The organism is Ardenticatena maritima (assembly GCF_001306175.1).
Taxonomy (GTDB): domain Bacteria; phylum Chloroflexota; class Anaerolineae; order Ardenticatenales; family Ardenticatenaceae; genus Ardenticatena; species Ardenticatena maritima.
The window spans coordinates 729,439-748,741 of record NZ_LGKN01000003.1; the positions used below are offsets into that span (position 1 = coordinate 729,439).

Consider the following 19,303-nt stretch of genomic DNA (forward strand, 5'->3'; position numbering starts at 1 on the left):
CCCCGAGGCGCTTTTGCGTGCGCGGATGCTTTACGCCAACCCCGCCGCACGGAGCAATGCGCGCTTGGTGTACACCTTCAACAAGTGGGCGCGATACTCCGACGAAGCGAAAAGGTCAGCCATGAAGTCGTCCGTGCTGAACCCGTCGGCGGCTTTCTCGGCGGCGGCGCTGAGCGTCTCAGCCGACAGCGTCGCCCCCGTCAATGCGTCTTCAACCGCCGTCAAGCGGGTGGCGTGGTCAAACGCGCCGTTGGCGGCAACGCGGGCGGTGGTAATCGTCTCACCGTCCATTTCAAGGCAAGCGGCCACCCCCACCACGGCATACCCCGAAGCGGGGTGCGGGAATTTCACGTAGGCGCTGCGCACCTGCTTGAACCCAATGTTGGGAAAGCCAATGTTGGTGATGATTTCGTTCGGTTCCAGCGCGGTGGTGAACAGCCCCAGGAAGAACTCATCCGCCGGAATGGTGCGGCTTCCGTTGGGTCCCGTCACGTGGATTTCACCCCCCAGCGCCAGCACCGCCGCGGGCAAGTCCGAAGCGGGGTCAGCGTGGGCCAGGTTGCCGCCAATCGTGCCGCGGTTGCGCACCTGCACATCCCCCACAACCGAGGCGGCTTCCGCCAGGGCGGCGGCAAGTTGGCGCACCTCGTCGCTGCTGGCAATCGCATGGTGGGTAGCCAGCGCCCCCACACGCAAACCGTAGCCGCGGTCCACCATGATGGTATCCAGCCCCAGGCGGCTAATGTCAATGAGGACCGCCGGCGCCATCAGGCGCAATTTCATGGCGGGAATCAGGCTGTGCCCTCCGGCGATGAGTTTGGCGTTGTCGCCATGTTCTTGCAAGAGTTGGACGGCTTCTTCCACGCTGTTCGCGCGGACGTAGTCAAAGGTTGGTGGATACATGGTGCCCCTCCTTGCTTAGTTCCCATTGCCCTGCGCGGCTTGAATAGCACGCCAGACTTTTTCGGCGGTCAACGGTGGGTCAATATGCTCGATACCGAAGGGCGCCAGTGCGTCCATCACGGCGTTGACCACAGCCGCCGTCGAAGCAATTGTGCCTGCCTCGCCGACGCCTTTCACGCCCAACGGGTTGTGCGGGCAGGGCGTGACAGTGCGGTCAAGTTCGTAGGAGGGCAGTTGGCTCGCCTTGGGCAAGGCGTAGTCCATCAATGAGCCGGTGAGCAGATTGGCGTTTTCATCGTACACAACGCCCTCGAACAGCGCTTGCCCCACACCTTGCGCGATGCCACCGTGGATTTGCCCCTCGACAATCATCGGGTTGATGACGTTGCCCACATCGTCCACCGCGACGTAGCGTAGGAGTTTCACCTGCCCGGTATCGGTATCCACTTCGACGACGGCAATGTGTGTACCAAATGGATACACGAAGTTGGCGGGGTCATAGAAGGTGGTGGCTTCGAGCGCCGGCTCGATACCGGGCGGCAAGTTGTGCGCCAGATAGGCTTGCAACGCCACATCCTGAATGGTGACCGACTTGTCGGGCGCGCCCTTCACAAAGTAGGCTCCCGCGTCAAATTCAATGTCATCTTCGGCGGCTTCCAGCAGGTGGGCGGCAATCTTCTTACCTTTTTCAACCACTTTTTGGGCGCTGACGGCAATGGCGCTCCCACCCACAGCGGCGCTACGGCTCCCATACGTGCCCCAACCATACTGCACCGTGTCCGTATCGCCTTCGACGATTTCCACATCCTCGTAGTTCACGCCCAGAATTTCGGCGGCAATTTGGGCAAACGTGGTTTTGTGCCCCTGCCCATGCGCCGAAGAACCGCTGTAGACCGTCACCTTCCCGGTGGGGTGGACGCGCACCACGGCGCTTTCCCACTGCCCGGCTTGTGCGCCCAACGAACCGACAACAGCCGACGGCGCTAGCCCGCAGGCTTCAATGTAGCAGGAAAAACCGATGCCAATGTAGCGCCCTTGCTCGCGGGCTTTGGCTTGTTCGGCGCGCAGGTTCTCGTAGTCCACCAGTTCAAGCGCCTTCTTCAACGCCCCTTCGTAGTTGCCGCTGTCATACTGCAACGCAACGGGCGTCTGGTACGGGAACTTGTCAGGCGGGATGAAGTTGCGGCGGCGGAATTCGGCGGGGTCCATGCCGATTTTGCGCGCGCCCAGCGCCATCAACCGCTCGACAACGAAGGTGGCTTCGGGGCGACCAGCGCCGCGGTAGGCGTCCACCGGCGTGGTGTGGGTGAAGACGCCCACAACATGCGCGTAGATGTTGGGGATTTCGTATTCACCCGACAGAAGCGTGCCGTAGAGGTAGGTGGGCACCGCAGGCGCAAACGTCGAAAGGTACGCGCCAAGGTTGGCGTAGGTCTCGACCCGCAAGCCGATGACTTTGCCGTCGGCGTCAATAGCGAGTTCGGCGTGGGTCACATGGTCGCGACCGTGGGCGTCCGTCATGAAGGCTTCGGAGCGGGTGGCTTGCCATTTGACGGGGCGCCCCAACTGCATGGAAGCCCACGAGATGATGGCTTCTTCCGGGTAGTGGTGAATTTTGCTGCCAAACCCGCCCCCCACTTCGGGCGCGATGACACGGATTTTGTGTTCGGGCAACCCCAGGGAAGCCAGCGACATGAGCAAGCGGTGAATGTGGGGGTTCTGGCTGGTCATGTAGAGCGTGAGTTTCTCGTTCGCTGGGTCGAAATCGGCGAGTGCGCCGCGCGTTTCCATCGCATTGGGCGCGAGGCGGTTGTTGCGCAAATCGAGCGAGACCACGTGGGCGGCTTGGGCAAAAGCGGCGTCGGTTGCGGCTTTGTCGCCAATCTCCCAGTCAAAGGCAACGTTGTCGGGGGCTTCGTCGTGCACGGCGGGCGCGCCCGGCTGGACGGCTTTGTAGGGGTCGGCTACGGCGGGAAGCGGCTCATACTCCACTTCAATCAGTTCGAGCGCGTCGTGGGCGGTGTAGCGGTCGTTGGCGATGACGACGGCAACGGCTTCCCCCACGTGGCGCACTTTGCCTTGCGCCAAAATGGGATGCGCGGGCGTTTTCAGGTTGGGTAAGAGCCACCCCACCGGCACAACGCCGGGGATGCCGCTTGCGGCGACATCTTCGCCAGTGAAAACGGCGACAACACCGTCAAGGGCTTTGGCTTTGCTGGTATCAATGGACTTGATGCGAGCGTGAGCATAGGGGCTGCGCAAAATGGCGGCGTACACCATGTTGGGCAAGCGCAGGTCGTCGGTGTATTTGCCGCGTCCGGTCACCAGCGCGGGGTCTTCACGGCGACGGATGGCTTTACCAAGAATACGGGTTGTGGTTGTCATGAGGGGGCCTCCTTTCTCACATCTCTTGGGCGGCGCGCAACACGGCTTTCACAATGTTGTGATAGCCTGTGCAACGGCAAATGTTGCCTTCCAACCCGTGGCGCACGTCCTCCTCTGTGGGGGATGGGTTCTTTTGGAGCAAATCGTAGGCGGTCATAATCATGCCGGGCGTGCAGAAACCGCATTGGAGCCCGTGCTCTTCCCAAAAGGCTTTTTGCAAGGGGTGCAATTCCCCATTCTGGCTCAAGCCTTCGATGGTCAGCACCTCTGCACCGTCAGCCTGCACCGCCAAGACCGTACACGATTTGACGGCGTTGCCATTCAGCAAGACGGTACACGCGCCGCATTGGCTGGTATCACATCCAATGTTGGTACCCGTCAGTCCGAGCACGTCGCGGAGCAAGTGCACAAGCAGCATGCGAGGGGGGACATCTACGGTGTGGCTCTGCCCATTGACGGTGAGTGTAATTTGCATGGCCGCAACCTCCTTTGGTTGATTTGGGGAACAAACGGCACAACGAACAAGACAGCGGTATGGGAAAGTTCTTCCGACTCTCACCCCCTTTCACCTGCTTTTGTCATGTTCAGGCACTTTGCACAGCTTCATCCAGTTTTTTCAAGCCGTCACTAATCATTTTGCGGGCAACACTCTGGATGAGACGCTGCCCAACCTGCGCAATACGCCCGCCGGCTTCGCTTTCGCCTTCATAGACCAGCCGCGTGCCTTCGGGGACTTCTTCCAGCGTGATGCGCCCCACGCCCTTGACAAACCCTACCGAACCTTGCCCTTCCAGATGCAGGCTAAACGATTCAGGCGGGTTTTGGTCGGCAAGGCGCACACGCCCTTGAAAAGTTCCGCGAATAGGTCCGACGCCCAACGTGAGTTCGGCTTCGTAGGTGGTATCATCCACGCGCTGCAAGTTCTTGACGCCGGGAATCGCCTGCGCGAGAAAATCGGGGTCTTGCAAAAGGGCGTACACCCGTTCGCGCGGACCGGGAACGATATGCTCTCCATTGATGCGAATCATAGAACGCTCTCCATTGCTGTGATATGTGGTTGTTTTCGACGGCCATTGGGTTGTGGAAACAGAGGGAACGGGTACAAAAGAAAAGATGCACGGGCGCAACGGTATAGCGATTATACGTGGGCGCTCTTTGGGTGTCAATCGGCGAAAAGAGGCTTTACAGAGCACTACTTGTATCCCTGCCTCAACAAAAAAAGCCCCTGGCGGGGCTTTTTTACTGCTCTTGCGAACCCTCCGGGTCCGCGAGGGGTTCCGCTCAGCAATACCAGGCTTCGGTCAAGCCGGGAACGACCGGAAAGCGCTGGTGGGTTTCGGGGTCGTCTTCTTCCAGCGGGCGCCCGGCGGTTTCGTATGCCAGGGCGCGAATACGCGCAAAGGTGGCTTCCGCCGGTTCGCCTGCCTGCGCGGCTTGCTGCACCACCGCCGACACCCGCTCCGCCAGGGCGTCCATACGCGGGTCGGGATGTGTCCAGCGGTAGGTGAAGGCGTCGGCGTCCAGTTCGCCCAGCCACAAAGAGGCGTCCGGTGCATGGATGAGCGGCGACCCCGGCGGAATGAGCAGGCGAATGCTCAACTGCACAGGGTCCACATGGGGCACCAGCCCGCGCCGATGAATGAATTCAACCAATTCAATGTAATCATCTAATGAAGCCCAGGGCGTAAAGGGCAGGAAGGAGGGGCGCAAGGGGATACCCACTTCTTCCATAAGGTCGAAAACCGCGAAGACATCGGCGCGTGTGTGTCCTTTCTGCAAACGCGCCAGCACCACATCGCTCAATGATTCGACCGCCGAGACGATAAACGCACACCCCGCGGCACGCAATTCCGGGAGAAGCGCGGCATGTTTGAGCAAATGCTCAACCTTGATCGTCGCATCGAACGTCACATCAGGGAAGGCGGCATGCAAGGCGCGCACAATGCGCAAGGCATGCGTGGGACCATTGAAGAAATCGGGGTCGCCAAAGGTGATATGGCGCGCACCAGCCGCCACTTGCTGCTCGATGTCGGCGAGCACCACATCCACCGGCAGAGCGAAAAAGCGCCCGCCATACACCGGCGTAATGGGGCAGTGCGTGCAGGTATGCTTGCAGCCCCGCGTGGCTTCGGTGTAGCCCGCCGGCACCAGGCGGTCGCCAACGCGCAAATGGGCGTAGCGCGTCAACGGCGACAGGGAGGTGCGCTCGGGGCGCAGGAATGGCTGGCGGACAAGGTGCGCCTGAGGCGTTGTGCGCACCGCAGCGGGCGGCGTCTCGCCGGCTTCCAGCGCCTGGACAAGCGCCACCAGAGGCGTCTCGTACTCACCGCCAATCACGCTATCCGCGCAAGTTGCCAGCAAATGCTCGGCATTGAGCAGGGCGTAGTGCCCAAAGAAGCAAATATGCGCCTGCGGATTGACCGCGCGAACGCGCCGCGCCAGGGAGACGCCCAGCCGCATGGCGGTATGCATGGGCACCGAAATCGCCACGAACAACGCCTCTTCGATGTACGCATCTGGCAGCGGCTCCACGGCTGTATCCACGGCACGCGGGGCATACCCTGCGGCACGCAGCCACGCCAACGGCGACGCCAGCGCAAAGGGCTGGTGTCCCAATTCGTAGCACGAAAGCAACAAAACGGCGCCCGGCGCACGCCAGTTTTGCGAGAGCCGGGCTGGGGACGAAACAGGATTGGTGGACATGGCTACTTCTTGCGTGGAGCCGCACCCTTCACAGGAGGCGCCGCCGTACCGCGTTGGTCTTCGGGAATCCACTCTTCGGGCATGATTTGGACATCGTGGAAGAGAAAGTATTCCATTTGTTCGCGCAAAAATTCGCGCGCCATGGGGTCGCCAAGGTTCAACCCATAATGGTTGATGAGAATGGTTTGATGTTCGCGCCACATATCAAACGCGGCTTGGGAGACCTGTTCATAAATTCGCTGGCCCAATTCACCAGGAAACGGTGGCCGCGCCAAGCCCGGCAATTCGCGGCGCAGTTTGGCGCAAAAGACAATGCGCCGACCCTGTTCATCAACACGCACAAAGCCGGGTTCGCGCTCCTCAGCCTGCGGTGTTTCGCTGCTTTGCGATGGCTTTTGTTCGTCTTCATCGCGATTGAAGAATTTTCCAAGTGGTGGCATAGTACATCCTCGCTTTCTTGAAATCAACATTTGGGCGTAGGGGCATTATAGAGGCGAACAGGAGGGCAACCAAATTGGGATGGCAACCGCCGCGTGTCGTGTTCATGGGATTGCGTGGAACGTTTTCATACGAGGTGCTGCGCGGGTTACTGCACGCCGGCATTCACGTGGTGGGCGTTTTTGTCGGGCACGCCACGCCTGAAGCGACGCCGTTTATCCCACTCTCCCCTCCGCCCCCCGTCGGCGACCTTCCGCTCCTCACCAGCCCCGTTACGCCCAGCATCATCACGCTGGCTTGGGAACATGGCATCCCCGTTTGGCAAGTGCACCAAAGCACCGCGCCCGCCGTTGCCGAACAGATTGCCGCCCTCCATCCCGACTTTCTCTGCGTCGCCTGCTTTGACCAACGACTTCCACGCGCCCTGCTGGCGCTTCCCGCCGGCGCGGCGCTCAACGTTCACCCCTCCCTGTTGCCCCGCCATCGAGGACCAGCGCCGCTGTTCTGGACGTTTCGGGCGAACGAACGTTTGACGGGCGTCAGTGTTCATGTGATGACTGAACATCTTGACGCCGGCGCGCTTGTCGCGCAACAAGCCATTGCCATCGTAGAAGGGCAGCGCGCTTCCATAATAGAACGCACATGCGCCCGCGTCGGGGGGCGGCTTTTGGCGCATGTTGTACGCACATGGCCGCACTTGACGCCAACACCCCAAGACGAAAGCCTTGCCACATACGAAGCATGGCCACAGCCAGACCACTTTCACATTCCGCACACATGGAGCGCCGCACACGCTTTCTTTTTCATGCGCGGCGTCGCTGAATGGGGCGTTCCCTTCACCATTGAAACACCGCACGGTCCCGTACACGCGCATGACGCCACAGGCTACCGCCTCTCTCAGTCTCAGCACCCCTCTGGTCGCTCGCCCGCCAATACACGCGCCATCCCTCTGGCCGACGGCGTCCTTTTCATAGCGTGAGGCGCGTTTGTTTCCCCAAATAGTACTCGGGTACCATTTGGCATATTTCAAATAACCTGTATACTGCAAGTGCCGTGAATTGATCCCCGAAAAGGCAAATCCGCCGAAAGGTGGAGGCGCAAAGTCTCGGGCCTACGGCGCAAACATGCGCTATGGCGGCCGGGCTGCCGAAGGGAGACAAAGGATGAAACGCCGTATAACACAACACATTTTCCAAGCGCATACGCATCATAACAATCTACCTGTTGTGTTGCAAGCCGTTTTTGGTCGTTCCCCCCCATTTGTCGTTTCTTTCCACGTCGTTTACACAACTAAATAGGAGGTCTTCAATGAAGCGTCTCAGGCTATCACTACTTTTTGCATTGGCGTTGTTGCTCTTCCTCGCACCAACGCGCTTTCCTGCACCGTCGGTCACTGCGACCGAACCCGTCGAGGTTATTGTCCAGGCCGGAAGCGCGGATGAAGCCGCTACCTTGGCCGCTCTGGCAGGGGGTGATATTGTCCGCGAACTTGGCATTATTGATGCGGTCGTTGTGCGTATTGCGCCTGACCGCGTAGAGGCCTTGCGTCAAACGCCGGGCATCACATCGGTTTGGGAAAACACCACTGTGCGCATTGCCGCCCGCCCTGCCGACAAGGATGACGATGACGACGATGATGAAAAGGGCGAGACGTTGCACACGCCATCCGATACGTTGGTGGTGCATCCCTTGCACCAGGCGGGTATCACGGGGCGTGGTGTCACTGTCGCCATTGTGGACTCCGGGTTGGCGGAATTCCCCAAACTGAAACCATCCATGAAAGGCCGCCCCGAAGGCGCGCCGAACGATGGCAGTCTCTTCTATCAAAACAAGAAGACCGGGCAATTCGTCCTCTACAAAGACTTTGTTGACCCCGACGCCAAAAAGAGCCAGGACCCCGTCGGTCACGGGACGCATGTCGCCGGCATCATTGCCAACGCCGACGTGCTGGACGATGACGTGGCGGATGAAAAGTTTGCCGGTATCGCGCCGGAAGCCAACTTGGTGATTGCACGCGCCATTGGGGCGGACGGCGCCGGCACGTATGCTGACGTCATCGCCGCCATTGACTGGATCGTCTCCATGAAGGACGTGTACGGCATTGACGTCCTCAACCTTTCGATTACCAGTGACGTCAAAGGGCCTTACTGGATTGACCCGCTGAACCAGGCCGTCATGCGTGCTTGGGCGGCTGGCATTGTGGTTGTCGCCGCGGCGGGGAACAACGGCCCCGAGCCACTGAGCGTTACCGCTCCCGGCAACGTGCCTTACGTCATTACCGTTGGGGCGTACCGTGAAGGCATCCACGCGGCTGGTGGGCGCGCTGAATTGACCGACTACTCAGGGCGCGGCCCGACGGAATCGCGCTTTGTGAAGCCCGACGTCATCGCGCCCGGTGTGAAAATTTACGCGCCGATGCCTGTTGACGCCTCGCTCACCGAGACCGAATCCGGGCAATATGCTGTCAAGGGGCATTTCCGCCTCGCCGGGAAAAAAGTGCCGCATGTGAAGTACTACCCGCTTTCGGGGACTTCAATGGCAACGGCTGAGGTCAGCGGTGTTGTGGCGCTCATTTTGCAACAGCACCCCGAACTGACCAACGACCAGGTGAAAGGGCGCTTGATGCGCACCGCCGAACGTGCAATTCGCATTGATGGCCAACACCTGTACAGTGTTTGGGAACAAGGCGCTGGCCGCGTGAATGCGTTGCTCGCCGTCCTCGCACCCGACGTTCCCTTCGTAGCCAACCAAGGCATGGATGCAGCTGCTGACGCTGTCATTGACGGCACACACTACTTGGGCCCGACAGCGTACACGCCGGAACAAGGCTACTTCATCGTTGGGAAAACTGAATATCCGTATCTGGCCTGGGATGGAACCATCTCGACCTATAATGGTGAATATACGTGGCTTGGCGATTACTCTTTCGTGAGTGAATGGGCATTTCTCGGTGAATGGGCGTTCTTGGGAGATTACGATTTTCTCCACGATGAAGCATTTTTGAACGATTACTCGCTTCTGAGTGAATGGGCATTCCTCGGTGAATGGGCGTTCTTAGGCGATGAAGTCAATCTGAATGAATGGGCATTCTTGGGAGAATGGGCATTCCTCGGCGAATGGGCGTTCTTAGGCAATCAAATCAATCCGAGCGAATGGGCATTCTTAGGTGAGTGGGCATTCCTTGGTGAATGGGCGTTCTTGGGAGAATGGGCATTCCTTGGACAATATGCTTACAATAGTGAGTGGGCATTCTTAGGCGATTATGTTGACTTAAGTGAGTGGGCATTCCTCGGTGAATGGGCATTTTTAGGTGATACCACGTTGCTAGGAGATGCAGCACTTCTAAGCGAATGGGCATTCTTGGGAGAATGGGCATTTCTCGGCGAATGGGCGTTCTTAGGCAATCAAATCAATCCGAGCGAATGGGCATTCTTAGGTGAGTGGGCATTCCTCGGCGTCACCATTGGCGTCTTGCCATCGCCCTAATTTTAGCGAGAAGCACGAAGGCCACCTTTGGTAAGGTGGCCTTCTCTTTTTTCCTGTGGCCCAATAGGACTAATGGCTTATAGACTTTTCTTCTTGCTCTTTTTATTGTAAAAGATATGATAGCCTTTACTGAGCCCAGTTGCGGGGCGAGCAAACGGCCAACACCTGTGATTGAGCAAATATGAACCAGCAAAAAGCAACCTTGTATCGCGCAAACGAAAAGGCACGCATTCAATCCTTTCTCCAGCCAACCAATCAGGCTCATGAGGTGCGCGGCCTTTTCCTTGTTGGCGAAGAAGGAATTGGCAAATCGGCCCTGGTTGACGTCGCCGTCTCCGAAAATGCAGCGGCTTTTGCGACCATCGTTCGCGGGAGCGCATTTCCCATCACCCAAAATATACCTTTGGGGCTGATTTCAGCTTTACTGCGTTCATTCCTGAAAATTCCAACTCCATCCCTCTCACAGCACTCTACAGAGGGTATTGAGAAACGTCTTGCTCCATTGCTGGGTGATCAATGGGAATCTGTACGTCCTGCGCTGTTTTATCTCCTCCATAGTCCCGACCAAAAAACGTACACCCATCTTTTTACACTTCCATCAGACCAACTCAAACATCAACTCTTTTGGGCGCTTCGCCAGATTGTCAAAGCTATTACGCAACAGGGGCCATTGCTCATTATTGTAGAGAATTTGCAATGGGCCGATGACGTCTCATTGGATTTTCTAAGCGCTTCATTATCACTTGAACCTCTTGCGCCTGTCCGTTTCCTCGGCACAACATGGCCAGAAGGCTGGGAACGTCTTGTGACATTGGCAGAGGGACATCATACAAAAGCAAATATCCAAGAGATTGTCCTGGCACCTTTTTCAGAACAAGAGGCGCTTGCCTTCATCCAGACACTCGTCCCATCTATCTCACCTGCGTACATCACAGCACTTCTTACCCAATCGCAAGGCAACCCTCTCTACATTCAATCTATCGCTGAAGATTTTCAGCTCGGTATCCGTGAGATAGAGACGCCTTTACCGGCCACTATTGGCGAGATTTTCCTTCACCGACTACCCCATCTCCCCCCGTCAGTGCGTACCCTTGTCGAGGTCGCCAGCATTATTGGTTCACCCATAGATATCGCGGTGCTGGAAAAAATCATCGAACGCAAAGGACTCGCCGTCAATGATCTTCGCCAAGAGCTGGAAACGGCGCAAGCATGGGGGTTCCTGCAACCTGTTGAAAATACATGGGTCTTTCGCGCACACGCCATCGAAAAAGCTATTTATACGTCACTCGCCCCCGCTATTCGCAGTGAATGGCACTTGCTCATCGCCCAAACGATTGAACATCTCTGGCCTATCGAACATCCCTGGCGTTTGGCCTATCTGGCAACGCATTACCAGCAAGGTGCGCATGCTCAACAGGCCGTTCAGTATTTACTGAAAGCCGGGACAGAAGCAACACAACAACACGCCAAACGAGAAGCCATTACCCTTCTCTCGCAAGCCCACACACTGGCACAATCATCCGATATTGACCTGCTTACTCAGCGATATTTGGCAATCACTCTGGGCGACGCCTTCTTCGCCACAGGACAATATGAACAAGCCGCCTCGCTGTATGAAGAAGCTCTCCACATTACAGAGCAAATGCCGGAAGCACCGCCGCGCCTCAAAGCTGAGGTTCTTCGTCTGCAAGGCCGTATCGCAGAAGTGCGCGGCAAATATAGTGAAGCCATCGAATGGTTCAAACAAGCCTACGCTCTTCTCGAAGAGCGCGAACGTGACAATGCAGAACGGCTCGAAAAAGCACGCATTTGCAGTGATTTGGGGTTGACGTACCACCGCCAGGGGCTTTTCAAAGAAGCGGAACAATGGTTGCAATCGGCATTGGCTTTGGCTATGACGGCAGAAGATGATTTGCTTTCTTCCGAAATATTGCGTCGTTTGGGACCTCTTGTCTTTTCCAAAGGCGATATCGCTTTAGCCGCACATTATCTCGAACAAGCCCTCCAAATACAGCAACATTTGAACGCTAAATACACCGTGGCACGAACACTTGTAAACCTCGGTGCGTGCTACAATGCTCTAGGAAATTGGCAAAAAGCGCTTACCGTCTCTGAAGAAGCGCTTCAAATCCTGCTTGAATTTGGTGATTTGGAAGGTGTAACGGCTGTTAAAATCAATTTGGGGCAAATGTGGTATCGCTTGGGAGAGATTGAAAAAGCTCAAACTCTCCTCGCGCAAGCCATTCAACTTGCGCAACGCATCAACCACCAACACTTTCTCGCCATTGCTTTACTCAACAAAACTCAATTGCACTTGTACTGCAATGAAATTCCAGAGGCGGTTGAAGCATCAGCCGATATTCCCGAAATTACCCCAACATTGGTATGCCGAAAACATCATGTGCTCAGCGAAATTGCCCTGCGAAACGGATGGATCGATGAAGCCCAACATCTTTTTGAGCAAGCTGAAAAAATACTCCAGGCAGAACCAAGTGTCGGCGGCTCCAAACTCCCGCGCATGTACCATCATCGCCTGAAAGGCTTGCTCGCCGCCGCTCAAGGCAAATACCACCACGCACTGGCAGAGCTGCAAATGGCGATAGACCTCGCACCCGACGACTACGAAAAAGCCCTCTTCCTCACCGAGGCGGCAGAGATTGCGCATCACATGGGCGACACCAAATTTACCAACCTCTATCTTTCCCAAGCGCGCCCCTTGGCCGAAAAACTGGACGCCCAATTCCTGCTCAACCGGCTTGACAACATCCAAAACGATTTGTCATCCCACACCATCTCTTGAGACGCAAAATGGGGCGCTACACAAGCGCCCCGTTCGCCTTGTCTGCCAGAGCGTCATGGCTTAGATGAAAATGATTTGCGCCCCTTCCGCCATTTCCAGGAACTCCATCGCCCCGACAATGTCATCCACCTGCGGCACCAAATCCTCCTTCGTCAAGCCCATCATGTCCGCCGCCATCCGGCAGGCGTAAATTTCCGCCCCGGCATCATGCACCATTTCCAGGAACTCGCGCACCGGCGGGAAGTCGAGCTTCTCCATCTGCTTCTTCATCATCGTTGTGGCCAGGTCTGTCGCACCAGGCAACACCCCCGCCAGCTGCGGCATGTGCATCGCCGGGTTGCCGACCGGCGCCACCTTCAAGTGGTCAACGGTCTTCTTGTTAATGACATCCATCCCCCAAAAGGTGAAGAACAACTTGACCTCAATCCCCAGCATGCGGGCGGCGTTTGCCAACACCAACCCCGGATACGCCATGTCCAACGTCCCTTTGGAGACGATAATCGCCATCTTGCGGTCTTCACTCATGGTATCCCTCCTGTTCTGCGTCTCAACGAGTGCCTAGATGCAGCCTTTCGGTTTGCCCAGCCCCGCAATGCGCGCCACTTTCTTGGCGGGACCTTTCGGGAACAGCTGATAGAGCTCCTTGGTGGGGACACCCGATTGCTTCGTAATGGCGCGCAGAGTGGGCGGTTCCCCATGCTCTTCGTAATACTTGCGCACGAAGTTGATCACTTCCCAATGGCGGTCGGTCAATTCAATGCCTTCCTCGCGCGCCAGCACCTCGGCAATTTCCGGCGTCCAATCGTTGGGGTTCACCAGGAACCCTTCCGCATCCAACTGCACATTCAAGTCGGCCAATGTCTTGGTTGTCATGGTTCTTCCTCCTGTTTGATTCGGTTTCACTTGCCAGTACTGCCGTTGTCATCCTGCGGCGCCATGCCACGCAATGCAGCCAGCGCCACCGCCAACCCGCGCCGCACTTGCGGGTCGCGCATCATGCGCAACAGCGAACGCAAATCGGTTGGCATCTCCGACACTTGTTGCTCAGCTTCCTGCAAACTGCTCGTCAACTGCGACAACAAACGCATCATCTGCGGTTGCGTCAACTGCTTGACGGTGTTCAAAATCAACACCACATGGTCGCCCAACTGGCGTACATCTTCCGGCGTAAAGCCGGTGATAATCCGATCGACCACATACCCCATTTCGAGCAGGAACGGCACATAGCCGCGCTTGTCCGCCTCCTCAGCGTACCGCGCTATCTCGCCATACGCATCATGCACAATCGGTCCCATCGCATCCGCCAGGTCGGCCATGCTTTCCAGCGCATCCAACGCGCGGTTCAGATTGCGCACATTCCACGCCAGGCGCCGCACCAGTGTGATGAGTTCCTCCTGTGTGAGCACCTGCTCCATATCGCTCAGCTCATCCACCAGCACCGCATAGGCATCGTGCATCACCGGCTGCAACGCCCGCGCCAAATCCTGCCGCTCCAGCGCCGCGGCGTGTTGCCGCTCGGCCATCTCCACCACCACATCCAACCGCTCGGCAACCCTCTCGAACTGCTCACTCAGGCGCTCCAGGCGGGTTTCCAGGCGCTCCAACCGTTCCTCAACCGTTGTCGGCGGTTGCACTGTCATCGTCTGCCTCCTTTCACAACCGCTTGCCGGCCATGCTCATGCGCGCCGGAATGGGCAACTCACGCCCTTTCAGCAAAATGTTCCAGTACATCCAGTGGAACATCAGCTTGCCCCAATGGTTGACGCGCGATTCTTTGAGCAACGGCATCGGTCCCACACCCGGCAACGGGAACATGCCCGGCAACGGCTCCACGTCATAGTTGAAATCAATCAGCACACCCTTGCCATAGCCGGTCTCGATGAAGCAGTTGGAATGCCCATCGAACAAAGGCAACAGCTCCAGCCCATCCAGATACCGGCGGAAGTTCTCCATGAAGACATCCACCTCGAAATGCGCCACCGACCCCGCCTTGGACGCCGGCAAATCGGTCGCATCACCGAGCACGAAAATGTCATCGTAGCCCTTCGCCAACAACGTATGGCGGTCCGTGGGCACGAAATTCAACTCATCGCCCATCTCCGAACGCGCAATGGCGTCCGCCCCCATGTGCACCGGAATGGAAACCAACAAGTCGTATTCCACTTCTTGCTCGTCATACGAGCGCAAAATCCGCGCATCCGGGTCAACTTCCATCACGTTGAACTCAGGCACAACACGAATACCGCGCTCCTCAAGCATCGTCCCCAGCATCTCGGTCGCCTTCGGCTTTGTGAACGCCCCCGGAAGCGGCGTTGTGTACACAATCTCTACACGGTCGCGCAAACCGCGGTGCGTAAAGTACCAATCCGCCAGGAAGACAAATTCGAGCGGCGCCACCGGGCACTTGATGGGCATTTCAGCCACGTTCAACACCAGGCGACCTTCCTTGAAATGGCGCAGGGCGTCCGCCAACGCCACCGCTCCTTCAAAATCGTAAAAGGTGTGAATCGTCTTGTGCCACTCATGCTCCATCAGCCCCGGCGTCTCTTCGGGGTGAATGTGCGAACCGGTGGCAATCACCAGCACGTCATACGCCACTTTGCGCCCATCCATCAACTCCACCACCTTTTGATCGGGGCGAATGCGGTCCACCTCGGCAAAAATCAGTTCCGCACCCGCCGGCAGGTAGTAGCGTTTGGGGCGCACAACATCGTCCTTTCCGTACACCCCAAAGGGCAACAGCAGAAAGCCCGGCTGATAGTAGTGCTCGCGTGTGGCATCAACCACAGTAATGCGCCAATCGTCCATCTCGGGCATCCGCGCCAGCCGATTCGCCAGCATCGTGCCCGCTGTTCCCGCCCCCAAAATCACAATGCGTTTCATCGTCGCTCACTCCTTCCGTTGCTTGCGGTTATACTCTACTCAAGTATTGCAACCATATTGTGCAATACTTCACAAGCAAAGACCAGTGCCAGGCAACACATCCCGCGCATGATACTTGTCATGAGTATCACACCGCCACGCAACGCCCCATCAAAAACCCTTAAAACAACGCTAACCTTGCCTTAACCAAGTGGCTGTATGGTGCTGTTTGGTATCGTGTAAGACCAAGCAGAGGAGCAGCCACCATGCCATACGGTCTTCGCCTTCTTGCAATCTGCATGTTGTTGCTTGTCATCGGGTGTACAGCGCCCAACACCTCGCGCCCCTCGCCTTCTCCAACCAGTGCCTTGCAGGGCAGTATCCTCATTGACGGTTCAAGCACAGTCGCCCCTATCAGCCAGGCGATTGCCGACCAATTCAAAGCCCGCCACCCCGCGGTCAAGGTGGACGTCCACATTTCAGGAACGGGGGGCGGCTTCAAAAAATTTTGCGCGGGTGCCACCGACATTTCGGACGCATCGCGCCCCATTGACGCCCACGAATGGCAAATGTGCCGCGAAAACGGGGTGACGTTCATCGAGTTGCCTGTGGCGTTCGACGGGCTTTCGGTGGTGGTACACCCCAGCAACGATTGGGCTATCTGCCTCACGGTGGCAGAATTGCGGCGCATCTGGGCGCCCGAGGCGGAAGGCGTCATTACCAACTGGAAGCACATACGCGACACCTTCCCCAACCGCCCGCTCTCGCTATATGGGGCTGGACTTGACTCAGGAACGTACGATTACTTCACGCAAGCCATCGTGGGCGTTGAAGGGGAAAGCCGCCTGGACTACTTTGGGAGCGAAGACGACACCAAATTGGTGCAAGGCGTCGCGCAAGACCCCAACGCGCTGGGCTTCTTTGGATACGCCTACTACGACCAGAACCGCGACAAACTCAAACTGCTCTCGATTGACAACGGGCATGGCTGTATCGAACCCAACACCGAAACCGTTTCGCGCGGGCTCTACCAGCCGCTTTCACGCCCCATCTTCATTTATGTCAACAAAGAGCGTTTGAACGCCAACCCCGCCCTGGCGGCGTTCGTCGCTTTCTACCTGCAACACGCCCCCATCACCAGCCTGCAAGTCGGCTACATCCCACTCACCGACCAACTCTATGCCCTGGTCAGCGAGCGCTTTGCCAACCAGGTGGAAGGAACGGTTTTCGATGGGAGCGGGGCGCTGGTGGGCGTTTCCATTGTTGATTTGCTTGCATCAGAAACAATCGAGGAACGCTGAGGCGTGTATGAACCCGTTTCGTCATCTGCGCACGTTCTGGCTCGCCGGCAGTGTGCGCCGCAAACTTGTTCTCGGCTTTGTGGGCGTTGCTTTCTGCTCGCTCTTGCTTTCCACAGGCATCATTTTCGTGGCTTTGCAACGCTACCTGGTGGCGACGGCGGTGGACAATCTCGATGAGTCGGCGCGAATTCGGGCGCAAACCGTGGGGGATTTGCTCGCCAAGCAAGCCGACCTGTTGCAGGCGTTGAGCACCAACCCAACTATCCAGGCCGCCGCCGAACGCGCCAACCAGCCTATCCACGCGCCCGCGGTGCAAGAAACCGCGTTGCAGGAACTCTACACCTTCCGCAACCAATTCCCCGACATGCTCGACATCGCCCTGCTCGACGCCAAGGGGCGCTTCGTCATCGGGACAACCGCTTTCCTGGAAAACCAGCCCATCCAGACGTGGTGGCCGCTTGTGTACAACAACGGGCGCGGTGCGCTCCTCATGCGCAACACCGATACGCCCACCACACTGCTCATCGTCGTCCCCATCTATGGGCGGCGGCAAGCACTGGTCAACGGTGCACTTGCCGCCCACGTGGACATGAGCGTGCTGGTGGAAACCCGCGCATTTGCCCCCGTACCGCACAGCAAAATGGGGCTGTGGCAACCTTCCGGGCGCTTCATCGTCGCCGAGCCCCAAGGCTTCGTGCCCCTGAACATCCCCGCCACCGCCGAGCACACTTTGCTGCGCGCCTTCCGCCAAAACGGGGATGGAACGGGCGTCCAGATAGGGGGCACCACCTACCTTGTCGCCGCGGAGCCTGTGGGCACCTACGACCCAAGTTCGCGCCAGGCGATTGCCTCGTTAGGGTGGGTTGTCTTTTTCCTGCAAGAACGCAATGCCGCTCTCGCCCCCGTCTGGCGGATATTTGTCACCTTGCCGCTTGCCTCCATCCTGGGCTTTCTGGTCGCGCTCACTGCCGGGGTATGGCTTTCACAGCAAGTCGCCGCCCGTGTGCGCGCCATTCAGCAAACTGCGCTTGCCATCGCCCACGACAACGATTTGAGCAAGCGCGTCCCCGTATACGGACAAGACGAACTGAGCGCCCTGGCGCACGCCTTCAACCAAATGACCGAACGCCTGCAACGGCTCGTCATGTTGAACCGCAAAGTCCTGGACATGACGGGGCATTTGGGGCAAACGCTCGACGAAAGCCAACTCGTGCGTGAAGCCATCGCCCTCATTCACCGCGAACTCGACGCCGAATGGGTAGGCTTCTACCGCCTGCTCGACACGGGGCAGGTTGACTTGATGGCAAGCACCACCCCGCCCGACACATCCCACCACGCCCCCCATACCCAAGCCTCATGGCGGTTTCTACATGTGCATCGCGCCATAAGCCAGCGCAAAGCCTTTTGGATTGACGTCAATCAGCAACACATTCTCTTTTTGCCGGTCGTGACGCAAGAAGGTATCCAGGGCGCACTGGAAATCCGCAGCAACCAGCTGGATGAAACCATGCGCGCCGCCTACGCCAGCCTGCTCAAATCACTCGCCGACCGCCTCAGTATCTCGCTTGAACATGCCAGCCTCTACCACCGGCAACACCTGTTGGCACAACGCCTTGCCGAAGCCGACCAGATGAAATCGCAATTTATCGCCAACATGAGCCACGAACTGCGCACCCCGCTCAACTCGATTATCGGGTTTGCGCAAGTGCTTTTGCGCGGCATTGATGGACCGCTCCCCCCCCGCCAGCGCGAAGACGTGGAGCTCATTTACCGGTCTGGGCAGCACTTACTGACGCTCATCAACGACATTATTGACCTCTCGCGCATCAGCGCGGGCAAATTCAAGCTCGACCTGGGCGAAGTGGATATCAAGAAAGAAATCGAGTTCACGCTTGAAATGGTGAAGCCCCACGTGGCGCACAAGAACGTGACGTGCCGCGCCATCTACTTTGGCGAACCGCCGCATGTCTATGGGGATACGCTGCGCATTCGCCAAATCCTGCTGAACCTGCTTTCCAACGCCGCCAAATTTACCGAAGAAGGGCATATCCACGTCATCACCGACCTGGTGGAAGAAAACCAACGCACCTTTGTGCGCATTCGTGTCGAAGATACGGGGATTGGTATCCCCGCAGAACATCTCCCCAAATTGTTCGAGGCGTTCTACATGGTGGACGCTTCCGACACGCGCAAGGTCGGGGGCAGTGGTTTGGGGCTGAGCATTGTCAAGCATCTGGTGGAAATGCACGGCGGGCGCATCGAAGTTGAAAGCACAGTGGGCGTCGGTTCCACATTCACGTTTACGCTGCCCGTCTGGCGCTGGGCGCAAAGCACCCCCGCCGCCGACCAGGCGGAAACGGACAACGAGACCGTCGCCGATGAAGCCCAACCCACTGCACAGGCGTAAGGCGCGCGCTCCACTCGC

Annotated in this window: 15 protein-coding genes and 1 riboswitch; of the genes, 5 read left to right on the top strand and 10 right to left on the bottom strand. The window is 57.8% G+C overall.

Annotated features, from left to right (window positions below):
- Positions 1 to 30 precede the first annotated feature (30 nt).
- The 6 genes from SE16_RS03225 to SE16_RS03250 all read right to left on the bottom strand — a co-directional run bounded on the left by SE16_RS03225 (position 31) and on the right by SE16_RS03250 (position 6,431).
- Positions 31 to 903 (bottom strand): FAD binding domain-containing protein, encoded by an 873-nt coding sequence (locus SE16_RS03225; RefSeq protein WP_054492553.1) that lies wholly within the window; start codon positions 901 to 903, stop codon positions 31 to 33.
- A gap of 15 nt (positions 904 to 918) precedes the next feature.
- Entirely contained in the window at positions 919 to 3,288 is a 2,370-nt protein-coding gene (locus SE16_RS03230; RefSeq protein ID WP_054492554.1) for a xanthine dehydrogenase family protein molybdopterin-binding subunit, read from the bottom strand.
- 16 nt (positions 3,289 to 3,304) lie between these two features.
- Complete coding sequence (locus SE16_RS03235; RefSeq protein ID WP_054492555.1) at positions 3,305 to 3,763, bottom strand: (2Fe-2S)-binding protein; 459 nt, start codon at positions 3,761 to 3,763, stop codon at positions 3,305 to 3,307.
- Positions 3,764 to 3,872: 109 nt separating this feature from the next.
- On the bottom strand, positions 3,873 to 4,316 hold the full coding sequence (locus SE16_RS03240) for an SRPBCC family protein (RefSeq protein ID WP_054492556.1): 444 nt from the start codon (positions 4,314 to 4,316) through the stop codon (positions 3,873 to 3,875).
- A 253-nt stretch (positions 4,317 to 4,569) separates the two neighbouring features.
- Positions 4,570 to 5,991, bottom strand: coding sequence for a CUAEP/CCAEP-tail radical SAM (seleno)protein (locus SE16_RS03245; RefSeq protein WP_054492557.1), 1,422 nt, complete (start codon positions 5,989 to 5,991; stop codon positions 4,570 to 4,572).
- A gap of 2 nt (positions 5,992 to 5,993) precedes the next feature.
- Complete coding sequence (locus SE16_RS03250) at positions 5,994 to 6,431, bottom strand: oxidative damage protection protein (protein ID WP_082374148.1); 438 nt, start codon at positions 6,429 to 6,431, stop codon at positions 5,994 to 5,996.
- 74 nt (positions 6,432 to 6,505) lie between these two features.
- On the opposite strand from SE16_RS03250, the gene SE16_RS03255 reads away from it, so the two are divergent.
- The 3 genes from SE16_RS03255 to SE16_RS03265 all read left to right on the top strand — a co-directional run bounded on the left by SE16_RS03255 (position 6,506) and on the right by SE16_RS03265 (position 12,715).
- Entirely contained in the window at positions 6,506 to 7,408 is a 903-nt protein-coding gene (locus SE16_RS03255; protein WP_060687202.1) for a methionyl-tRNA formyltransferase, read from the top strand.
- 83 nt (positions 7,409 to 7,491) lie between these two features.
- Positions 7,492 to 7,580, top strand: a riboswitch (cyclic di-GMP riboswitch).
- Between the two features lie 157 nt (positions 7,581 to 7,737).
- The gene (locus SE16_RS03260; protein WP_082374209.1) at positions 7,738 to 9,915 is read left to right on the top strand and encodes a S8 family peptidase; all 2,178 of its coding nucleotides are present in this window, start codon (positions 7,738 to 7,740) and stop codon (positions 9,913 to 9,915) included.
- Positions 9,916 to 10,096: 181 nt separating this feature from the next.
- Positions 10,097 to 12,715, top strand: a complete 2,619-nt coding sequence (locus SE16_RS03265) for a tetratricopeptide repeat protein (RefSeq protein ID WP_054492866.1) — start codon at positions 10,097 to 10,099, stop codon at positions 12,713 to 12,715.
- A 60-nt stretch (positions 12,716 to 12,775) separates the two neighbouring features.
- On the opposite strand, the gene SE16_RS03270 is transcribed toward SE16_RS03265, so the two are convergent.
- From SE16_RS03270 to sqr, 4 genes are read right to left on the bottom strand one after another with little or no spacing between them, the layout of a single operon-like run.
- A complete protein-coding gene (locus SE16_RS03270) occupies positions 12,776 to 13,240 on the bottom strand; it encodes a DsrE/DsrF/DrsH-like family protein (protein ID WP_054492865.1) in 465 nt (154 codons plus the stop codon).
- A gap of 33 nt (positions 13,241 to 13,273) precedes the next feature.
- The gene (locus tag SE16_RS03275) at positions 13,274 to 13,588 is read right to left on the bottom strand and encodes a TusE/DsrC/DsvC family sulfur relay protein (protein WP_054492864.1); all 315 of its coding nucleotides are present in this window, start codon (positions 13,586 to 13,588) and stop codon (positions 13,274 to 13,276) included.
- A 26-nt stretch (positions 13,589 to 13,614) separates the two neighbouring features.
- Positions 13,615 to 14,355: a DUF1641 domain-containing protein gene (locus SE16_RS03280; protein WP_054492863.1), complete on the bottom strand. Its 741-nt coding sequence runs from the start codon at positions 14,353 to 14,355 to the stop codon at positions 13,615 to 13,617.
- A 13-nt stretch (positions 14,356 to 14,368) separates the two neighbouring features.
- Positions 14,369 to 15,598 carry a type III sulfide quinone reductase, selenoprotein subtype gene (sqr, locus tag SE16_RS03285; protein ID WP_054492862.1) on the bottom strand — a complete coding sequence of 410 codons (1,230 nt, stop codon included), beginning with the start codon at positions 15,596 to 15,598 and terminating at the stop codon, positions 14,369 to 14,371.
- Positions 15,599 to 15,843: 245 nt separating this feature from the next.
- Here sqr and SE16_RS03290 point away from each other — a divergent pair, with 245 nt between their 5' ends.
- Both SE16_RS03290 and SE16_RS03295 read left to right on the top strand, forming a co-directional pair.
- Positions 15,844 to 16,878 carry a PstS family phosphate ABC transporter substrate-binding protein gene (locus SE16_RS03290; RefSeq protein ID WP_054492861.1) on the top strand — a complete coding sequence of 345 codons (1,035 nt, stop codon included), beginning with the start codon at positions 15,844 to 15,846 and terminating at the stop codon, positions 16,876 to 16,878.
- 7 nt (positions 16,879 to 16,885) lie between these two features.
- The gene (locus tag SE16_RS03295) at positions 16,886 to 19,285 is read left to right on the top strand and encodes a HAMP domain-containing sensor histidine kinase (protein ID WP_060687204.1); all 2,400 of its coding nucleotides are present in this window, start codon (positions 16,886 to 16,888) and stop codon (positions 19,283 to 19,285) included.
- Positions 19,286 to 19,303 lie beyond the last annotated feature (18 nt).

Bases quoted from the DNA above. Each gene is read 5' to 3' on its own strand.
- SE16_RS03225 (WP_054492553.1), bottom strand. From the start codon at position 903: ATGTATCCACCAACCTTTGACTACGTCCGCGCGAACAGCGTGGAAGAA.
- SE16_RS03230 (WP_054492554.1), bottom strand. From the start codon at position 3,288: ATGACAACCACAACCCGTATTCTTGGTAAAGCCATCCGTCGCCGTGAA.
- SE16_RS03235 (WP_054492555.1), bottom strand. From the start codon at position 3,763: ATGCAAATTACACTCACCGTCAATGGGCAGAGCCACACCGTAGATGTC.
- SE16_RS03240 (WP_054492556.1), bottom strand. From the start codon at position 4,316: ATGATTCGCATCAATGGAGAGCATATCGTTCCCGGTCCGCGCGAACGG.
- SE16_RS03245 (WP_054492557.1), bottom strand. From the start codon at position 5,991: ATGTCCACCAATCCTGTTTCGTCCCCAGCCCGGCTCTCGCAAAACTGG.
- SE16_RS03250 (WP_082374148.1), bottom strand. From the start codon at position 6,431: ATGCCACCACTTGGAAAATTCTTCAATCGCGATGAAGACGAACAAAAG.
- SE16_RS03260 (WP_082374209.1), top strand. From the start codon at position 7,738: ATGAAGCGTCTCAGGCTATCACTACTTTTTGCATTGGCGTTGTTGCTC.
- SE16_RS03265 (WP_054492866.1), top strand. From the start codon at position 10,097: ATGAACCAGCAAAAAGCAACCTTGTATCGCGCAAACGAAAAGGCACGC.
- SE16_RS03270 (WP_054492865.1), bottom strand. From the start codon at position 13,240: ATGAGTGAAGACCGCAAGATGGCGATTATCGTCTCCAAAGGGACGTTG.
- SE16_RS03275 (WP_054492864.1), bottom strand. From the start codon at position 13,588: ATGACAACCAAGACATTGGCCGACTTGAATGTGCAGTTGGATGCGGAA.
- SE16_RS03280 (WP_054492863.1), bottom strand. From the start codon at position 14,355: ATGACAGTGCAACCGCCGACAACGGTTGAGGAACGGTTGGAGCGCCTG.
- sqr (WP_054492862.1), bottom strand. From the start codon at position 15,598: ATGAAACGCATTGTGATTTTGGGGGCGGGAACAGCGGGCACGATGCTG.
- SE16_RS03290 (WP_054492861.1), top strand. From the start codon at position 15,844: ATGCCATACGGTCTTCGCCTTCTTGCAATCTGCATGTTGTTGCTTGTC.
- SE16_RS03295 (WP_060687204.1), top strand. From the start codon at position 16,886: ATGAACCCGTTTCGTCATCTGCGCACGTTCTGGCTCGCCGGCAGTGTG.